At 72.3% G+C, this 15,604-nt stretch carries 14 protein-coding genes; 7 read left to right on the top strand and 7 right to left on the bottom strand.

The window, feature by feature from the left end; genetic code table 11:
- The 4 genes from STRAU_RS07685 to STRAU_RS07700 form a co-directional block, all read right to left on the bottom strand.
- Positions 1-1,115: PEP/pyruvate-binding domain-containing protein (locus STRAU_RS07685; RefSeq protein WP_259299842.1), on the bottom strand; the 1,115-nt coding region annotated here is incomplete at its 3' end.
- A gap of 147 nt (positions 1,116-1,262) precedes the next feature.
- The gene (locus STRAU_RS07690; protein WP_016639691.1) at positions 1,263-1,853 is read right to left on the bottom strand and encodes an ASCH domain-containing protein; all 591 of its coding nucleotides are present in this window, start codon (positions 1,851-1,853) and stop codon (positions 1,263-1,265) included.
- 210 nt (positions 1,854-2,063) lie between these two features.
- Entirely contained in the window at positions 2,064-4,292 is a 2,229-nt protein-coding gene (locus STRAU_RS07695; protein ID WP_037658060.1) for an MMPL family transporter, read from the bottom strand.
- Positions 4,293-4,769: 477 nt separating this feature from the next.
- Complete coding sequence (locus STRAU_RS07700) at positions 4,770-5,690, bottom strand: NAD(P)-dependent oxidoreductase (RefSeq protein ID WP_016639694.1); 921 nt, start codon at positions 5,688-5,690, stop codon at positions 4,770-4,772.
- A 186-nt stretch (positions 5,691-5,876) separates the two neighbouring features.
- On the opposite strand from STRAU_RS07700, the gene STRAU_RS07705 reads away from it, so the two are divergent.
- Together STRAU_RS07705 and STRAU_RS07710 are read left to right on the top strand one after the other, a co-directional pair.
- A complete protein-coding gene (locus tag STRAU_RS07705) occupies positions 5,877-6,887 on the top strand; it encodes a GlxA family transcriptional regulator (RefSeq protein ID WP_016639695.1) in 1,011 nt (336 codons plus the stop codon).
- A gap of 201 nt (positions 6,888-7,088) precedes the next feature.
- A complete protein-coding gene (locus STRAU_RS07710; protein ID WP_016639696.1) occupies positions 7,089-7,829 on the top strand; it encodes a class I SAM-dependent methyltransferase in 741 nt (246 codons plus the stop codon).
- Between the two features lie 51 nt (positions 7,830-7,880).
- Here STRAU_RS07710 and STRAU_RS07715 read toward each other — a convergent pair whose 3' ends face one another.
- Positions 7,881-9,212, bottom strand: coding sequence for a fibronectin type III domain-containing protein (locus STRAU_RS07715; protein ID WP_158692028.1), 1,332 nt, complete (start codon positions 9,210-9,212; stop codon positions 7,881-7,883).
- A gap of 297 nt (positions 9,213-9,509) precedes the next feature.
- Here STRAU_RS07715 and STRAU_RS07720 point away from each other — a divergent pair, with 297 nt between their 5' ends.
- From STRAU_RS07720 to STRAU_RS07730, 3 genes are all read left to right on the top strand, one after another.
- Entirely contained in the window at positions 9,510-9,923 is a 414-nt protein-coding gene (locus STRAU_RS07720; protein WP_016639698.1) for a tautomerase family protein, read from the top strand.
- 96 nt (positions 9,924-10,019) lie between these two features.
- Positions 10,020-11,036: a DUF5954 family protein gene (locus tag STRAU_RS07725; RefSeq protein ID WP_016639699.1), complete on the top strand. Its 1,017-nt coding sequence runs from the start codon at positions 10,020-10,022 to the stop codon at positions 11,034-11,036.
- Positions 11,037-11,291: 255 nt separating this feature from the next.
- Positions 11,292-12,086: a thioesterase II family protein gene (locus tag STRAU_RS07730; RefSeq protein ID WP_259299843.1), complete on the top strand. Its 795-nt coding sequence runs from the start codon at positions 11,292-11,294 to the stop codon at positions 12,084-12,086.
- Between the two features lie 38 nt (positions 12,087-12,124).
- Here the strand turns inward: STRAU_RS07730 and STRAU_RS07735 are convergent, their stop codons facing one another.
- Complete coding sequence (locus STRAU_RS07735) at positions 12,125-13,000, bottom strand: SMP-30/gluconolactonase/LRE family protein (protein WP_016639701.1); 876 nt, start codon at positions 12,998-13,000, stop codon at positions 12,125-12,127.
- Entirely contained in the window at positions 12,997-13,767 is a 771-nt protein-coding gene (locus tag STRAU_RS07740) for an IclR family transcriptional regulator (RefSeq protein ID WP_037658068.1), read from the bottom strand. Before STRAU_RS07740 ends, STRAU_RS07735 begins: the two co-directional genes overlap by 4 nt.
- Positions 13,768-13,982: 215 nt before the next feature.
- Between STRAU_RS07740 and STRAU_RS07745 the strand changes: the two genes are divergently transcribed.
- Together STRAU_RS07745 and STRAU_RS07750 are read left to right on the top strand one after the other, a co-directional pair.
- Complete coding sequence (locus STRAU_RS07745) at positions 13,983-15,131, top strand: mandelate racemase/muconate lactonizing enzyme family protein (RefSeq protein WP_016639703.1); 1,149 nt, start codon at positions 13,983-13,985, stop codon at positions 15,129-15,131.
- Positions 15,128-15,604 (top strand): alcohol dehydrogenase catalytic domain-containing protein (locus STRAU_RS07750; RefSeq protein ID WP_037658062.1); only part of this gene is annotated, 477 nt, incomplete at its 3' end. The genes STRAU_RS07745 and STRAU_RS07750, both read left to right, overlap by 4 nt.

A 15,604-nucleotide genomic window follows, 5' to 3' on the forward strand; every position in this document is an offset into this window, starting at 1 on the left:
CGGGCGGGCGCCGCGCCGAGGAGCCCCAGGTCGGCGGCCGCGCGGCCGTCGACGGCGGTGACGACGGGCAGGCTCCGCAGCTTCCCGCGCGGGGCCGAGCCCGTGAGGTCAAGGGCGAGGGCCAGGCCGTACGACATGGGGGCCAGCCACAGGTCCTCCTCCAGCGGCTGCAGGACGCCGGGGAAGGTCTCGGCCACCGGCCCCGGCCCGAGCAGGCGGGCGCGGCGCGGCGGCACGGCGGGCATCGCGGTGATGGGGCGGGTCTGGAACAGCCACAGCCGGTCGGCGGCGTCGAAGCCGAACTCGATGTCCTGCGGGCCGCCGAACTCCCGCTGCGCGAGGCGCGCCAGGCGTACGAGGCGGCGCAGCCGCCCCCGGTCGAGCAGGGAGGTGCCGCGCGGCTCGTCGGGTTCGGCGCGCACCGGGCGGGCGTGGCGCGTGAGGTGGTACCGCACGCCCTGGACGCTGCCGTCGACCAGCCGGTCGGGGCCACCGGGGACCGCGCTGACGAGCATCCGGTCGTGGCGCCCCGCGAGGGGGTCGGCGCCGAACAGCACCCCGCCCGCGACGGCGCGCACCATGGGCTGCACGAGCACGGCCATGCCGTCATGGGCGGCGCCACCGCCCTGGCCCCGCGAGAGCGCGTCGGCCTCGCCTCCCCCGGCGGCCTCCGCTCCCGATCCCGGTCCCGCCGCGAGCACGCTTTCGCGCTGATCCCCCGTGAGCTGCCGTACGGGCACGCGCCGGGCCGCCGAGTGGAACACCCGCCGCACGGCGTCGGTGAACGCCTCCCAGCCACGCACGTCGAGGACCGTCTCGAACAGGCCCGCCATGGACGACTCGGTGCCGTCCTCGTGCGCGGAGGAGGACCGCACGACGAGCGGCCGGGCGCCGTCGCCGCTCAACTCCCCCCAGGCGCGCCGGAGTTCAGCCTCGCCTTGCGGGGTTCCGGGCGCCGCCGCGGCGGGCACCAGGACGAATCCCGGCAGGACGGGAAGCCCGGCCCGCGCGGCCCGCGCCAGATGGGCGGCCTTCGCGCCGGTGGTTCGGATGTCCCGCGCCCGCACGGAGTCCAGTGCGATCACCGCGAGCCGGTCCGCGTCGAATCCGGTCATGGGCAACCTCCTTCGCGCGGAACGAGGGCCTGGCAGCCGGGCCCTGAAACCGTTCAGCCCTTAGCACGGACGCGTGACATCGCGCTGAAGTTGAGCCCGCGAACGTACGAAATAGGCCGACTCGGCACGCGTGGGCGGGGAGCCGGGTCAGTCCGTCCGGCGGCGCACGTGGTCGAGCACGAGGCGTCCGCGCGGGGAGAGCCGGTAGCCGACGTCGAGGCTCTCCGTCAGCCCGCGCTCCTTGAGCTTGCGTACGTCGGCCTTGAAGGGGAGCCGTTCGCGGCCTGCCCGGGCGGCCAGGTCGGCGGCGCGGACGGCGGGGTGGGCGGCGATGAGTTCGAGGGTGGCGGTGGTCCACGGGCCGTGGCTGCTGCGGGCGTCCATGCGGGCGAGGGCGGCGGCGATGTCGTCGAGCTCGGCGGCGGTGAGGTCCGTGTCCTGCCGCAGGCGGACGCGGGGGTCGTCGCCTGCGGGGCGGAGGGTGACGCGGTAGAGGGTGCGGTCGGCGCCGGGGCGCTGGTCGGCGAGCAGGAGGGCGCGGTCGGCGTAGCCGGCGCGGCGGGCGTCCTGGTCGCTCACGTCGTCCTCGTCGACGGCGTCCACGGCTTCGACGGCGAGTACTCCGACGGCGGTACGCAGCGTGGTGCCGGGTCGGACGGCGGGCCTCCGCCAGCGCCGGAACGCCAGGTCGACGTCGCCGGCGGCGATCCGCTCCAGGACCTCCTGGGTGAACAGCAAGGGCACCTCCGGTGCCGGGCCGAGGACGGTCGCCCGGGCCTCAGACCGGTCTTTGAACCGACCTGTCTTTGAACCGAGGGCGGTTGAGGGCAGTCTCCACCAGCGGGACCGCGGGCGCACAGCACGGCGGCCCGGTGACCGAGGAGGTCACCGGGCCGCCGCCCTACTGTTGGCGGGTCAGCGCGTGCTGTCCGCCGGAGCCGCCGCGCGTCAGCGCACGCGCTCCAGCTCCCGCTCCGGGTCGGAGTACGGCGCGGGTCCGCCGTTCACGTCACCGAGCTGCTTGTGCAGCTTCTCGCCCTCCACGTCCACATTCGGAAGGATCTTGTTGAGCCAGCCCGGCAGCCACCAGGCGGACTTGCCGAGCAGTGCGAGCACCGCGGGCACGATCGCCATGCGGACCACGAAGGCGTCGAAGAGGACGGCCGCCGCGAGACCGAAGCCCATCATCTTGATCATGTCGTCGTTCTCCATGATGAAGCCGGAGAAGACGCTGATCATGATGACCGCCGCCGCGGCGACGACGCGTCCGCTGTGGGTGAAGCCGGTCACCACGGCCTCGCCGGGGCGCGCCCCGTGGACGTACGCCTCACGCATCCGCGTGACGAGGAAGACCTCGTAGTCCATCGCGAGACCGAAGACCACACCGATCATGAAGATCGGCATCATGCTCATGATCGGGCCGGGCTGGTCGACGCCGAAGAGGTCGGCGAGGTGGCCCTGCTGGAAGACCGCCACGACCGCGCCGAGCGCCGCGAGCACCGAGAGGAGGAAGCCCAGGGCCGCCTTCAACGGGACCAGGATGGAGCGGAACACCAGCATCAGGAGCAGGAAGGCCAGGCCGACGACGAGAGCCAGGTACGGGATCAGGGCGTCGTCGAGGGTCTGCGAGAAGTCGATGGTCATGGCCGTCGCGCCGGTGATCAGGACCTCGGAGCCGGTCTTGCCCTCGACGTCGCTGATGTCGGAGCGGATCTTCTTGACCAGCTTCTCCGTGTCGGCATCGCTCGGGCCTGTCTTCGGCACGGCTGTCAGGGTCGCCGTGTCGTTGGCCTTGTTCGGCATGGCCGGGGTGACGGTGACGACGCCGTCGAACTTCTTGAGTGCCGCGCTGACGTCCTTCGCGGCGGCGCCCGCGCCGTCCTCCTTGTCGACGACGACCGTGAGCGGGCCGTTGAAGCCCTTGCCGAAGGAGTCCGACAGCATGTCGTACGCCTTGCGCTGGGTGGTGTCCGTCGCGAAGGTGCCCTCGTCGGGCAGGCCGAGCTCCAGCTTGGCGGCCGGGGCGGCGATGGCACCGAGGCCGACGACGGCGAACAGCAGCACGACCAGCGGGCGGCGCAGCACGAACCGGGCCCAGCGGGTGCCGAGCTTCGGCTTGGCGTTCGGGTCGGCGTGCGGCGTACCGAACGGCTTCTTGCGGTCCTTGCGGCGCAGCACCTTGCGGCGGCCGAAGCCGAGCAGCGCCGGGATCAGGGTGAGGGCGATCAGCACGGCGATGACGACCGTGCCGGCCGCGGCGAGGCCCATCTTGGTGAGCAGCGGAATGTTGACGACCGCGAGGCCGGAGAGGGCGATGACGACGGTGAGCCCGGCGAAGACCACCGCGGAACCGGCGGTTCCGACGGCTCGTCCGACCGCGTCCTCGGGTTCGCGGCCTTCGGCTATCTCGGCTCGGTAGCGGGACACGATGAACAGCGCGTAGTCGATGCCGACCGCGAGACCGATCATCATGGCGAGCGTCGATGTGGTGCTGGACAGCTCCAGGGTGCTGGCGAGCGCCGTGATGCTGGAGATGCCGATGCCGACGCCGATGAGCGCGGTGAGGATCGGCATGCCCGCGGCGATCATCGAGCCGAAGGTGATGAGCAGGACCACCGCGGAGACCGCGATGCCGATCAGCTCGGCGGTGCCGCCCATCTCCTGCTCGGTTTCGACGGCGTCGCCGCCCGCCTCGACGGTCAGGCCGTCCTTGCGGGTGTCCTCGAGGAGCTTGGTCAGCGCCTCCTTGTTCTTGTCACTCAGCTCGGTGCCGGTGACCTTGTAGGACACGGTCGCGTAGGCGGTGGTGCCGTCCTTGCTGACGGTGCCCGCCTTGAACGGGTCGTCGACCTTGGAGACCTTGTCGCCCTTGCCGAGGCGGTCGACCAGCTTCTCGACCTTCGCCTTGTTCTCGGCGGCGCTGATCTTCTCGCCGCCGGGGGCACGGACCACTACGCGAGCGGTGGCACCGTCGGCACTGGTCTCGGGGAAGCGCTCGTCGAGCAGGTCGAATGCCTTCTGGGACTCGGTGCCCGGCATGGAGAACGTGTCCGGGGGCGCCGCGGGGGCCGACGAGGCGGCGAAGCCGGCGCCGACGAAGAGCAGCACCCATATGAGTGCCATCCATCCGCGCCGTCTGAACGCGAGACGGCCCAGCTTGTAGAGGAACGTAGCCACGGCGAAAGAGACCCCCGTCGGGATTGGCAGGCAAGGCGACCATCCGGCGGCACGGTGATGCTCGTCGGTACAGGTCTTCAGGATCCTCTCCATCGTGACGGCAGGTTGGGGCGCGGAAGTCAGACTGCGGGCCGGACTATCGGCCCACGACCGGTGTAGTCGTCAGCGGGGCAGCTCATCCTCGGGTAGGAGATGCGCTCAATGGGTGTAGATCTCATGTACCGGAGGCGGGGGCGGGTGTGAGCTGCGTCTCTCAAGCACCAATTACCCATCAATACGGGACGATTGCGAACAGACAGCCCATCCGTGATCACGGAGTCGTGCGAACCCGGGCACTGAATGTGCCGTTCCGCCCCCGCCCCCGCGCCGCCGGACCGGACCCCTCACCCCCTACGGGTGCGCTCGATCACAACGCCCTCCCAGGTCACGCACGGTGACTCTCGGGTCACCGGCCCGCGCGGTGGCCACAGACCACTTCTAGTGTGCGGCCGTCGGTACGCCCGCCCGCCGTTCGCCCCGCAGCACTTCGATCACACTGGCGTAGCTGTCGCCGCCGTGCCCCGCCGCCTTCGCGCGCTCCATGGTCGCCTTCAGCAGCTCCGGCAGCGCGTTGTCGACGCCCCGGTCGGCCGCCGCGTGGATGAGGTGGTCGATGGCCACGATCTGTACGTCGAGGGTGGCGTCGTCGCCCGGATAGCGGCCGTCGTCCACCTGCGCCGCGTACCGCGCGAGGAAGCCGCTGACCGCGCCGCCGAGCCAGCGGGTGGCGAGCGCCGTGAAGTCCGTCGCGGCGACCCCGTCGGCGCCGACGAGCGCGGTGCCGTGCAGCCAGCCGGTGAACGTGGACCACATCAGGCCGAGCAGCGCCGCGTCGTACAGCGAGGCGGCCCCCGGGTCCGCGCCGACGTACAGCGGGTCGCCGAGGACCTCCAGCGTCTGCCGCTGGGCGGTGAACGCCGCCTCCGAGCCGCTGTAGAGGAACATCATGTCGGGGCTGCCGACGCCCGGCGGCGTGGTCATGATGGCGCCGTCGAGGTAGGCGACGGCATGGCCGTCCGCCCACTTGGTGAACTCGCGGGCCTGCTCCGGCGATCCGGAGGTGACGTTCACCAGGGTGCGGCCCGCGAGGCGGTCCGCGACGGGGTCGAGAACGCCGTGCAGGGCGTCGTGGTCGAGGACGCAGGCGATCACCAAGTCGGCGGCGCCCACTGCCTCTTCGGGCGTCGCGGCCACCCGTGCGCCGCGCTCGCCGAGCGCCTTCGCCTTCTCGGGCGAACGGTTCCAGACAGTGGTCGGGTGGCCGCGCTCCAGGAAGGCGGCGGCAAGGGCCGTGCCCATGTTGCCGAGCCCGATGACGGTCACCGGGGCGGGGGCGGAGGCGTGTCGTTCTGCGCTCATTGTGTTGTTGCTCCTCAAAGTTCCGCTGTGCGGCGGCTGGTCACGTTGATCACGTACGGACCACCTTCGCAGCGCGCCGAACGCCCCGACAGTGACAGTGGTGACGGCGGCCACCAAATTCCTGCCAGGTGCCCGGGCGACCGGCGCGGCCCGTATCGTCGCCGCATGAGCGCTGGTTCCGTCGCGGTGGTCGTGACCGAGGAGATCGGGGTCCCGTCGTGGGACCTGTACGAACTGAGCATTCCGTGCACGGTGTTCGGCAAGCCGCAGCCGGATCTGGCCGACCCCTGGTACGACTTCCGGCTCTGCGGCACCGGATCGCCGCAGCGGCAGGACGACGAGGCCCGGTTCGGCCTCTCGGTGCGCACCCAGTACGGCCTCGACGACCTCGTCGGCGCGGACACCGTCATCGTGCCGTCAGTGCCGGACGCCTGCGTGGAGGAGGGCGCGCCGATGCCGCCCGGCCTCGTCGGGGCGCTGCGCCGCGCGCACGCGGCGGGCGCGCGCATGGTGTCCCTGTGCAACGGCGCGTTCGCGCTCGCGGAGGCGGGCCTCCTCGACGGCCGCCGCGCCACCGCGCACTGGCAGCACACGGCTCAGCTCGCCGCGCGCTTTCCCCGGGTGGAGGTGGACGACTCGGTCCTGTACGTGGACGACGGCGACGTGCTGACCAGTGCCGGCCTGACGGCGGGCCTGGACCTGTGCCTCCATCTCGTACGCCGCGATCTCGGCGCGCACGTCGCCAACCAGCTCGCCCGCCGCATGGTGGTGCCCGCCCACCGGCCGGGCGGGCAGGCCCAGTTCATCGACCTTTCGGTGCCCGTCACGGACGACGCGGGGCTGAGCCCGGTCCTGGACTGGGCGCGGCGGCACCTGGACCGGCCGCTGACGGTGGCGGACCTGGCGCGCCGTGCCTCGATGAGTCCGCGCACGTTCTACCGCCGCCTCCAGTCCGCCACCGGCACGACGCCCCTCCAGTGGCTCCTCAACCAGCGCCTCGCCCGCGCCCAGAGCCTCCTGGAGTCCACCGAGCTGCCGGTCGAGAAGGTCGGCGAACTGAGCGGCCTCGGCACGGCGAACAATCTCCGCCACCACTTCCTCAAGCAGGTCGGCGTGTCCCCCAGCGACTACCGCCGCGCCTTCCCGCGGTCCGGCCCCGCCGAATCCGTCGAGAAACCCGCGCAGGCGGCACTCTGAAAGGCCGCACGGGGGCCTACGGCGCGGGCGCGGACGGACGGGTGCAGCCATCGTGTGCGGCGCCCTTCCCGCCCTTCCTCGCACCGCGCACGCGCCCGTCCAGGCGATCGCTCCATCCCCCCTGAGCTGGGATTTCGTACGTCGCGACGCTAGCGTCGAGCCATCCCCACCAGAGGCTGGGACAACGGCGAAAGGGCTCCGATGGAACGGAACATACGCACTGTCGACGACGTACTGAAACTCCTTGACACCCTGTTCGCGCCGGGGGCCGACCGCTGGACGGCGGACGCGGGCGACTGGTGGGACGGCTTCTACGCCGACCGGTCGAGGCCGGTGCCGTTCTTCGTGGCGAAGCCCGACGAGAGCCTCGCCTCGTACGTCGACCGCGGCCTGGTCGCGCCGGGCCGCGCCCTGGACCTCGGCTGCGGTCCGGGCCGCAACGCGTTGCACCTGGCCTCGCTCGGCTTCGAGGTCGACGCCGTCGACGTGTCGCCGGCCGCGATCTCCTGGGCCGAGGAACGCGCCCGCGAGGCCGGGGCCGACGTCCGCTTCCACCTGGGTGACGCGTTCGCGCTCGACCCCGTCGCGCTCGGCGGACCGTACGACCTGATCCACGACTCGGGCTGCTTCCACCATCTGCCGCCGCACCGCCGCGTCAGCTACCTGGCCCTGCTCGACCGGGCGCTCGCGCCCGGCGGCCACTTCGCCCTCACCTGTTTCGCGGCGGGCGGGATGGGCTCCGAACTTCCCGACGCGGACCTCTACCGCGCGTCGGGCCCCCAGGGCGGCCTCGCCTACACCCCGGAATCCCTCCGCTGGATCTTCTCCGAGCTCACGGAGGTCGAACTGCGCCGCATGCGCGACGAGTCGCCGGAGTCCGCGTACTTCGGGGAGCCGTTCCTGTGGACGGCGCTGTTCCGGCGGGACGGACGGGCCGCCTGAGGACCCTAAGGGCCAGGGCCGGAAGGCCGACAGCCTCCCGGCCCCCGTCCGTCAGGCGGTCGGCGTGGCCGACACCTCGGGAGAGAGGGCGGACTCGAGGCCGTCCTCGTTGAGGGTGGCGACGGCGTAGTAGTACGTCGTGCCGCCCGTCAGCCCGCGGTCCACGTACTCCCAACCGGTCGTGACGTGGCTGAACTCGGCGTTTTCCTTGGTGACTTCCGGCTTCGTGGAGCGGTAGACGCGGTATCCGGTCACGCGCGACTCGTCACTGCCGTACGGCACACCGAACCAGCTGAGCCGGACACTGCCCGCTCCGGGGACAACGTCGTAGACCTGCGTGGCGCCCGGCGGCCGCGGCGCCGTGTACGTGGGCCTGACCGACGCGGACGCGGGCGAGGAGACGGAGTGCTGGGACGTGGCGACCACGGCGTAGTAGTAGTCCCGCTCGTCCTCGCCCACCGTCGCGGTGAACTCGGTCTTCGTCGTGGTGGCCAGCCGGTTGGCCGGGTCGGTGATGTCGACCGGGGAGGTCCTTGAGCGGTAGACGGTGTAGGACGAGACCGGTACGTACGGGCTCTGCGTCCACGACAGCGTGAGCCGCTTGCCCACGAGGTGGGCGTCGCCGACGACGGGGGCCTTGGGCGCCGTGGCGGACGTGACGGTCCTGGTGCCGGTCACGTAGTTCGACGCCTGGGACTCGTTCCCGGCGGCGTCGAGGCTCCGCACCTCGTACACATACGTGAGGCCCGGGTCGCCCTTGGTGTCACGGTAGGTCAGCGATGTCGTCGAACCGGCCTTGACGCGGCGGGCGTTGGGCGACTCGGCGCGGTACACCACGTACTTCACCGCGTCCGAGTCGCCGCCGCGCCACGTCAGCGTCACACCGCGCTCGTCCTCGCGGACGGGGGTGAGGTCCCGCGGCGCGAAGGGCGCGACGGTGTCCCGGGTGCCGCGGAGGGGCTCGGTGAAGGGCGAGACATGACCGGCGTCGTCCAGGGCGCGGACCTTGTAGGCGTACGCGACGTCGGCGTCGGCGGCGCCGTCGGTGTACGCACCCGTACGCACGGTGGCGAGCCGCTCGTAGGGGCCGACCTCGTCCGGCCCGGTCCCCTCGGCCTCGGCGCGGTACACCTCGTAGGCGGTGGCCGCGGAGAGCAAACTCCAGGAGAGGGAGACGGCCTCACGCCCGGACTGGACGTTGAAGCCCTCGGGCGCGTCGTACAGGGGATTGTCGGGCTGGTCCGGGTCGTCGCCGGTGCGGGCGGACGAGCCGGCGGCCGTGGCGGGTGCGGCGGCGTGGGCGGTGCCGGTCAGCCCGAGGGCGAGGACGACCACGGCGGCGGAGGCGACGGCTGTCGGTCTGAGGCGAGAGCGTTGAGACACGGCTGGCGTTCCCTTTCCGGTGGAACCACGTACGGACGTACGGGAGTTCGGGATGCAGTCGTGGGGGGAGTTGGTGGTGCCGGTGGTGCTGTGGGGGCAAGGCACTGTAGCTGTACATGACCGGTATTGGGGAGGCGGCGCGCGTGCTGCCGGGCCGGGGTGGGGTCACTGTTCTGTTGTACCTACTAGTATGTACAGCAGCCCGGCGCGGTGCGTCGCACAACGACCGGCACAGACGACCACCGCCGCCCGCAGACCACAGACCACAGACCACAGACCACCGAGAGGACCACCCTCATGCCCTTTGTCCGCATAGACGTCCTGGGGACCGACACCGGCCGCCTCGACGCGCTCGGCCGTGCCGTGCACGACGCCCTCATGGAGACGATCGGCATCCCGCCCGACGACCGGTTCCAGGTGCTCACCGCCCACGACGGCAGCCGCGGCACGCTGCGCCACGACGACTACCTCGGGGTGCGCCGGGACGACGGCATCGTGTACGTGGCGATCACGATGCGCTCGGGCCGCACCCCCGCGCAGAAGCGGGCGCTGTACCGGCGGATCGCCGAACTCGCCGAGGAGTACGCGGGCACCGAGCCGCGGAACGTGTTCGTCACCGTGACCGAGAACGAGTCCGTCGACTGGTCGCTCGGCAACGGAGTGGCGCAGTACGCCGACACACCGGGCGGGGCCGATCCGGCGCCCCTATAGGGCACGCCCGCCCGGACCGCCAGGCATTCGGCGACTTCGTCACGCTCTTGCGTGACGCGGCCCGCCCCGGCGCCGGCGCCTCGGGACAATGCACGCATGCCTGACGACTGGAAGCGGCAGATCGACGCGCTCCACAGCGACCTGGTCCGCCGCGACGACCCCGCCGCCTGGGTCAGCGAGGCGGACGCCGTGGACGCCTCCTACCTGTATCCCCAACTCGCCGTGCGGGGGCCGGTCTTCGGGCTCGCCGCCCGGGAGACCGACGACGAGGGACCCTGGCGGCTGCTCGGCGACGTGACGGAGGGCACGCCCCAGCAGGCCCGGGACGGCCTCAACTCCCTGCTGTGGTTCAAGGCGAAGGACGACACCGACGACCGGGAGGAGCGCCGCGCCCTGCTCTCGGCCGTCGCCCGCCTCGAACGCGAGCCGGTCAACGAGCTCACCGTGCTCGGCACGCGCTACCGGGTCATCCGCGGCGACGAGTTCGCGCGCTCCGGCGAGGACGGCCTCGAACCGCCCCGGCCGACCGACCCGGAGCCGGCCGACCCGTCCTGGGAGGACCGCCCGTCGCCGCCCTCGCAGGACGTGGGCTTCACCCTCGACCCGGGCCGCGCCGAGGGTCTGATGGCGGGGGCGCTGCGGATCGCGCTGCGCGGCTTCACGTACACGGGCGACCACTTCCCCCCGGCCTTCCGCGAGGACTCCGTGCGGGCCGTGCGGGACCATCCGGAGGTGGTCCTGCTGCCGGTGAGCTTCGGTGTCGCGGAGCGCCGGGGCGAGCGGTGGCGGCCGCGCGGCGCGCTGATGCCCACCCCGCACGACGCACGGCGGCTGCTCGTCCACGGCATGACCGAGTTCTGGCCGCTCCTGTACGACTTCGACGACGCCGAGCGCACCGAATTCGCGCACGCCGCCGCGGAGTTCAGGGCGGCGGGCCGCGCGAACGAGGTCGTCGTGCGCGACCGCTGCTACCGCGTCTGCCGCGTGGAGCGCATGGTCAGGCTCGGCCCCGACGGCCCCGAGCCGGCCCGCCCCTCGGACGTGGAGACGACGGAGCCGATGAAGCTCCATCCGACGATGGACGAGGACGGCGTCATCCACTACGACGACTGAGCGGCATGCGATGCATATTTCGCCAGGTTTCAGGTGAAAACCGCACAAGTGCCTATGAGGCGTCGCCTCGGCACGACCCTCTGCGCGTCCGGGCGACCGGACATGGTGCGCGTACGCCGACCGGGCCCGCGGTGGCGGTTCGGGTGGCGCACGAAGCACCTCCGCAGGTTGCGGTGCTCGCCCGGCTTCTGATTGCGTCACGCGGGTGACCTCTTGAACCGCCGCCCGACCGCCTACCTGCTCGACGGAGTGCTGATGACCACCGAATCGATGACGTCGACCCCGAACCAGGGGGCCAACTCGGCCTACTCCCCGGCCAGTTGGCTGCGCCGCGTCCAGCCGCGCCCGGCGGCTCGGACCACCCTGGTGTGCTTCCCGCACGCGGGCGGCACCGCCTCCTTCTTCGCCCCGTGGGTGAAGCTGCTCCCGCCGGACGTGGAACTGGTCGCGGTGCAGTACCCCGGGCGGCAGGACCGGCTCGCGGAGCAGCCCGTGGCCACCATGGCCGAGCTGGCCGACGCCGTATCGAACGCGCTGCGGACCGGTGTGCGCGCCGATCGCGAACTGGTCTTCTTCGGCCACAGCATGGGGGCCGCGCTGGCCTGGGAGACGGCGCTGCGCATGGAGGCCGGGTCCGGCCCCGCGCCCCGGCAGGTGTTCGTCTCCGGGCGCCAGGGTCCGAGCCGCCACCGGACCGGGACGGTGCATCTGCTGCCGGAGGACGCGTTCACCGAGGAGATCAGCCGGCTCGGCGGCACCGAGCCGCAGCTGCTGACCAACCCCGACCTGCGCGCGCTCGTGCTGCCCGCGATACGCGCGGACTACCGCCTGATCGAGACGTACGAGCCGGACCTCACGGCCCGCCTGCGCTGCCCGATCTCGGTGTTCTCGGGCGACCAGGACCCCGAGGTGGAGCCCCAGGACGTGGAGGCGTGGCGCGAGGCGGGCACCGGCGAGTTCTCCGCCCTGGTGCTGCCCGGCGACCACTTCTACCTGACGGAGCACACGGAGCGCATCATCTCCTCGATGTTCGACGCTCCGGCCGAGTAGCGGTTCAGCCCCGGTGACGGGTCGGCCCGAGCAGCGGGTCAGCCCGCGAAGGCCGCCCCCGGCAGCCCCTGCCCCGCGCCCCGGATCACCAGGACCGAGCCCGCCATCGGGTGCGGGCGGTCCAGGCCGACCCGGGCCGTCGTGACGTACAGGTCGCGCAGGTCCCGGCCGCCGAACGCGCAGGCGGTGGGGCGCGGCACCGGCAGCCGCAGCACCCGGTCGAGGGCGCCGGACGGGGTGTAGCGCCGGACCTGTCCGCCGTCCCAGAGCGCCACCCACACGCAGCCGTCCGCGTCCACGGTCAGGCCGTCGGGGAAGCCGTCCCCCTCCGCGACGACGGTGAACTCCCGCCGGTCGACGACGCGTTGGCCGTCCATGCGGCAGACGTCGATGCGCCGGGTGGGGCTGTCCACGTAGTACATGAGGGTGCCGTCGGGGCTCCAGCCGGTGCCGTTGCTGACGGCCACGTCCGGGAACACCTCGGTCGCGGTGCCGTCCGGGGCGACGCGCGTCAGGCTCCCGCCGCCCGGCGCCTCGTCGTAGCGCATGGTGCCCGCCCACAGCGCGCCGTCCGGGGCGACAGCCGCGTCGTTGCCGCGCCGTCCCGCGACCGGGTCGCGCACCAGCCACGAGAAGGCGCCGTCCGGGCCGTAGAGCCCGATGCCGTCGCGGAGGTTGACGACGAGGCCGCCGCCCGCCCGTGGTTTCGCGGCGCCGACGTGCTGTTCGGTGGCGAGCACGGTGCGCCCGCCGGTCGCCGGATCGTAGGTGTGGACGCGGGAGTTGAGGATGTCCACCCAGATCAGGTGACCGGCGACCGGGTCCCAGGTCGGCCCCTCGCCCAGCTCGGCCCACTCGCGCACGGCGACCTCGACCCCCGGCTTCCGCGGCGCGGCCGACGCGGACGCCCTCACCGCGCACCCCGGTGCCCGAGCCGCGCGGACAGGTCGCCCGCCCCCTTCACCGCCAGGTCGGACAGCTCGGCCTCGCGGTCCTCGCTCCAGCGGATCATCGGTACGGAGACGGAGAGCGCGGCGACGACCCGGCCCGCGCTGTCGCGCACCGGAGCGGCCACACAGCTCACGTCCGGATTGGACTCGCGGTGCTCGGAGGCCACGCCGCGCTCGCGGACCGCGCTGAGCGCGGCACGCAGCTCGGCCGGATCGGTCAGGCTGTGCGGCGTCATGCCCGCCAGCTCGCGGCCCTCGATGCGGGCATCAAGCTCGGCCGCGGGGAGGGAGGCGAGCAGCATCTTGCCGACGGCCGTGCAGTGCGCGGGCAGCCGGCGGCCCGCCGCGGAGACCATGCGGACGGCGTGCGTGGAGTCGACCTTGGCGATGTAGATGACGTCGGCGTCCTCCAGGATCGCGACGTGCACGGTCTCGTCGCAGGTCTCGGCGACCTCGCGGGCCACGCGCTGGCCCTCGGCGGCGAGGTCGAGCTGCTCGGCGTACCGGCTGCCCAACTGGTAGGTGCGCACGCCGAGGCGGTAGCGGCCCGGCTGCTCGGGGATCGTCACCAGGTAGGAGCGGGCGGCCAGGGTGGTGAGCAGCTCGTGCACGGTGGTGCGGGGAAGCCGGAGCTTGCGGGTGACCTCCGGCGCGGAGAGCGTGCCGTCCCCCTCCAGGAACAGCTCCAGTATGTCGAATGCCCTGGTCACCGCCGGAACAAGGCGCCCCATGCCGTCCACCCACCCTCTTCGTTCGAAACTCCGACCGTTGGCCGGTATCACGAACGCAGGTTAGACGGGGGTCCGTCGACGACGCAATGGTCCTGCGGAAACGGTTCGCGCGCGACCCATTGACACCCCCGAGAGGGGCGCTTTACGGTCACGCCACCATTTCGAACGCGTGTCGAAATATCGAACGCAGCCTACGCACCCTGGGGGCAACTGCCGTGCGCATCACGGGAATCAGCACTCACGTCGTCGGGACCCCCTGGCGCAATCTGACCTATGTCCTTGTCCACACCGACGAAGGACTGACGGGGGTCGGCGAGACCCGCATGCTCGGCCGCACCGACGCCCTCCTCGGCTATCTCCGCGAGGCCGAGGCCAACCACATCGCCGGTTCCGATCCGTTCGCGGTCGAGGATCTCGTACGCAGGATGAAGTACGGCGACTACGGGCGGGCCGGGGAGATCGTGATGTCGGGCATCGCGGTCGTGGAGATGGCCTGCTGGGACATCAAGGGCAAGGCGCTCGGCGTGCCGGTGTGGCAGTTGCTCGGCGGCAAGGTGACCGACCGGGTCAAGGCGTACGCCAACGGCTGGTACACGACGGAGCGCACCCCGGAGGCGTACCACCGGGCGGCGCAGGGTGTCATGGCGCGCGGCTACCGCGCCCTGAAGATCGACCCGTTCGGCACCGGGCACTTCGAGCTCGACCACGAGCAGAGCCGGTACGCGGTGTCGCTGATCGAGGCGGTGCGCGACGCCATCGGGCCGGACGCCGAGTTGATGCTGGAGATGCACGGCCGGTTCTCGCCCGCAACGGCGGTCCGGCTCGCCCGCGATCTCGCGCCGTTCCGGCCCGCCTGGCTGGAGGAGCCGGTGCCGCCGGAGAACCTGAAGGCGCTGGAGAAGGTCGCCGCGCGGGTCGACATGCCGGTGGCGACGGGCGAGCGGATCCATGACCGGATCGAGTTCCGCGAGCTGTTCGAGAGCCAGGCCGCGGACATCCTCCAGCCCGACGTCGGCCACATCGGCGGCATCTGGGAGACCCGGAAGCTGGCGGCCACCGCCGAGACGCACTACATGCTGGTCGCCCCGCACAACGTGGGCGGCCCCGTGCTGACGGCCGCCTCCCTCCAAGTCGGCTTCACCGCGCCGAACTTCAAGATCCTTGAGCACTTCAACGACTTCGCCGACGCGGAGATCAAGAAGGTGGTGAAGGGCGCGCCCGAGGTCGTGGACGGTTACTTCGAGCTGTCCCACGAGCCCGGCCTCGGGGTCGAGTTGGACGTGGCAGCGGCGGCCGAGTTCCCGCAGCAGCAGGCGCGGTTCGACCTGTGGGCCGAGGGCTGGGAGAAGAGGGCCCCGAAGTGAGCGGCCCCGACGAGGGCAGCCGCGCGGTCGTCGTGGAGCGGCCGGGGCAGCACCGTCTCGTGCGGCGGGACGTGCCCGCCCCCGGCCCCGGCGAGGTCCTGGTGCGCGTCGCCGCCGCCGGGATCTGCATGAGCGACCGGGAGCTGTACGACGGCCGTCGGGACGCCGCGTACGTGCGGTATCCGGTGACGCCGGGGCACGAGTGGGCCGGGACCGTCGAGGCCGTGGGCGCGGGTGTCGACGCCGCGCTCGTCGGACGTAAGACCGTCGCCGAGGGCTTCCGCGCCTGCGGGACGTGCGAGCGGTGCCGCTGCGGCGAAACCAGCCTGTGCACCGGCGGGTACGCCGAGACCGGGTTCACCGAGCCCGGTGCGTTCGCCGACCATCTCACCGTCCCGGCACGGCTGTTGCACCTCCTTGCCGACGACGCCGAGCTGCGGGCCGCGGCACTCCTCGAACCCGCCGCGGTCGTC

The sequence above is a fragment of the Streptomyces aurantiacus JA 4570 genome, assembly GCF_000414115.1.
Lineage (GTDB): Bacteria > Actinomycetota > Actinomycetes > Streptomycetales > Streptomycetaceae > Streptomyces > Streptomyces aurantiacus_A.

Bases quoted from the DNA above. Each gene is read 5' to 3' on its own strand.
- STRAU_RS07710 (WP_016639696.1), top strand. From the start codon at position 7,089: ATGGAACGGAACATACGCACTGTCGACGACGTACTGAAACTCCTTGAC.
- STRAU_RS07740 (WP_037658068.1), bottom strand. From the start codon at position 13,767: ATGGGGCGCCTTGTTCCGGCGGTGACCAGGGCATTCGACATACTGGAG.
- STRAU_RS07720 (WP_016639698.1), top strand. From the start codon at position 9,510: ATGCCCTTTGTCCGCATAGACGTCCTGGGGACCGACACCGGCCGCCTC.
- STRAU_RS07725 (WP_016639699.1), top strand. From the start codon at position 10,020: ATGCCTGACGACTGGAAGCGGCAGATCGACGCGCTCCACAGCGACCTG.
- STRAU_RS07730 (WP_259299843.1), top strand. From the start codon at position 11,292: ATGACCACCGAATCGATGACGTCGACCCCGAACCAGGGGGCCAACTCG.
- STRAU_RS07700 (WP_016639694.1), bottom strand. From the start codon at position 5,690: ATGAGCGCAGAACGACACGCCTCCGCCCCCGCCCCGGTGACCGTCATC.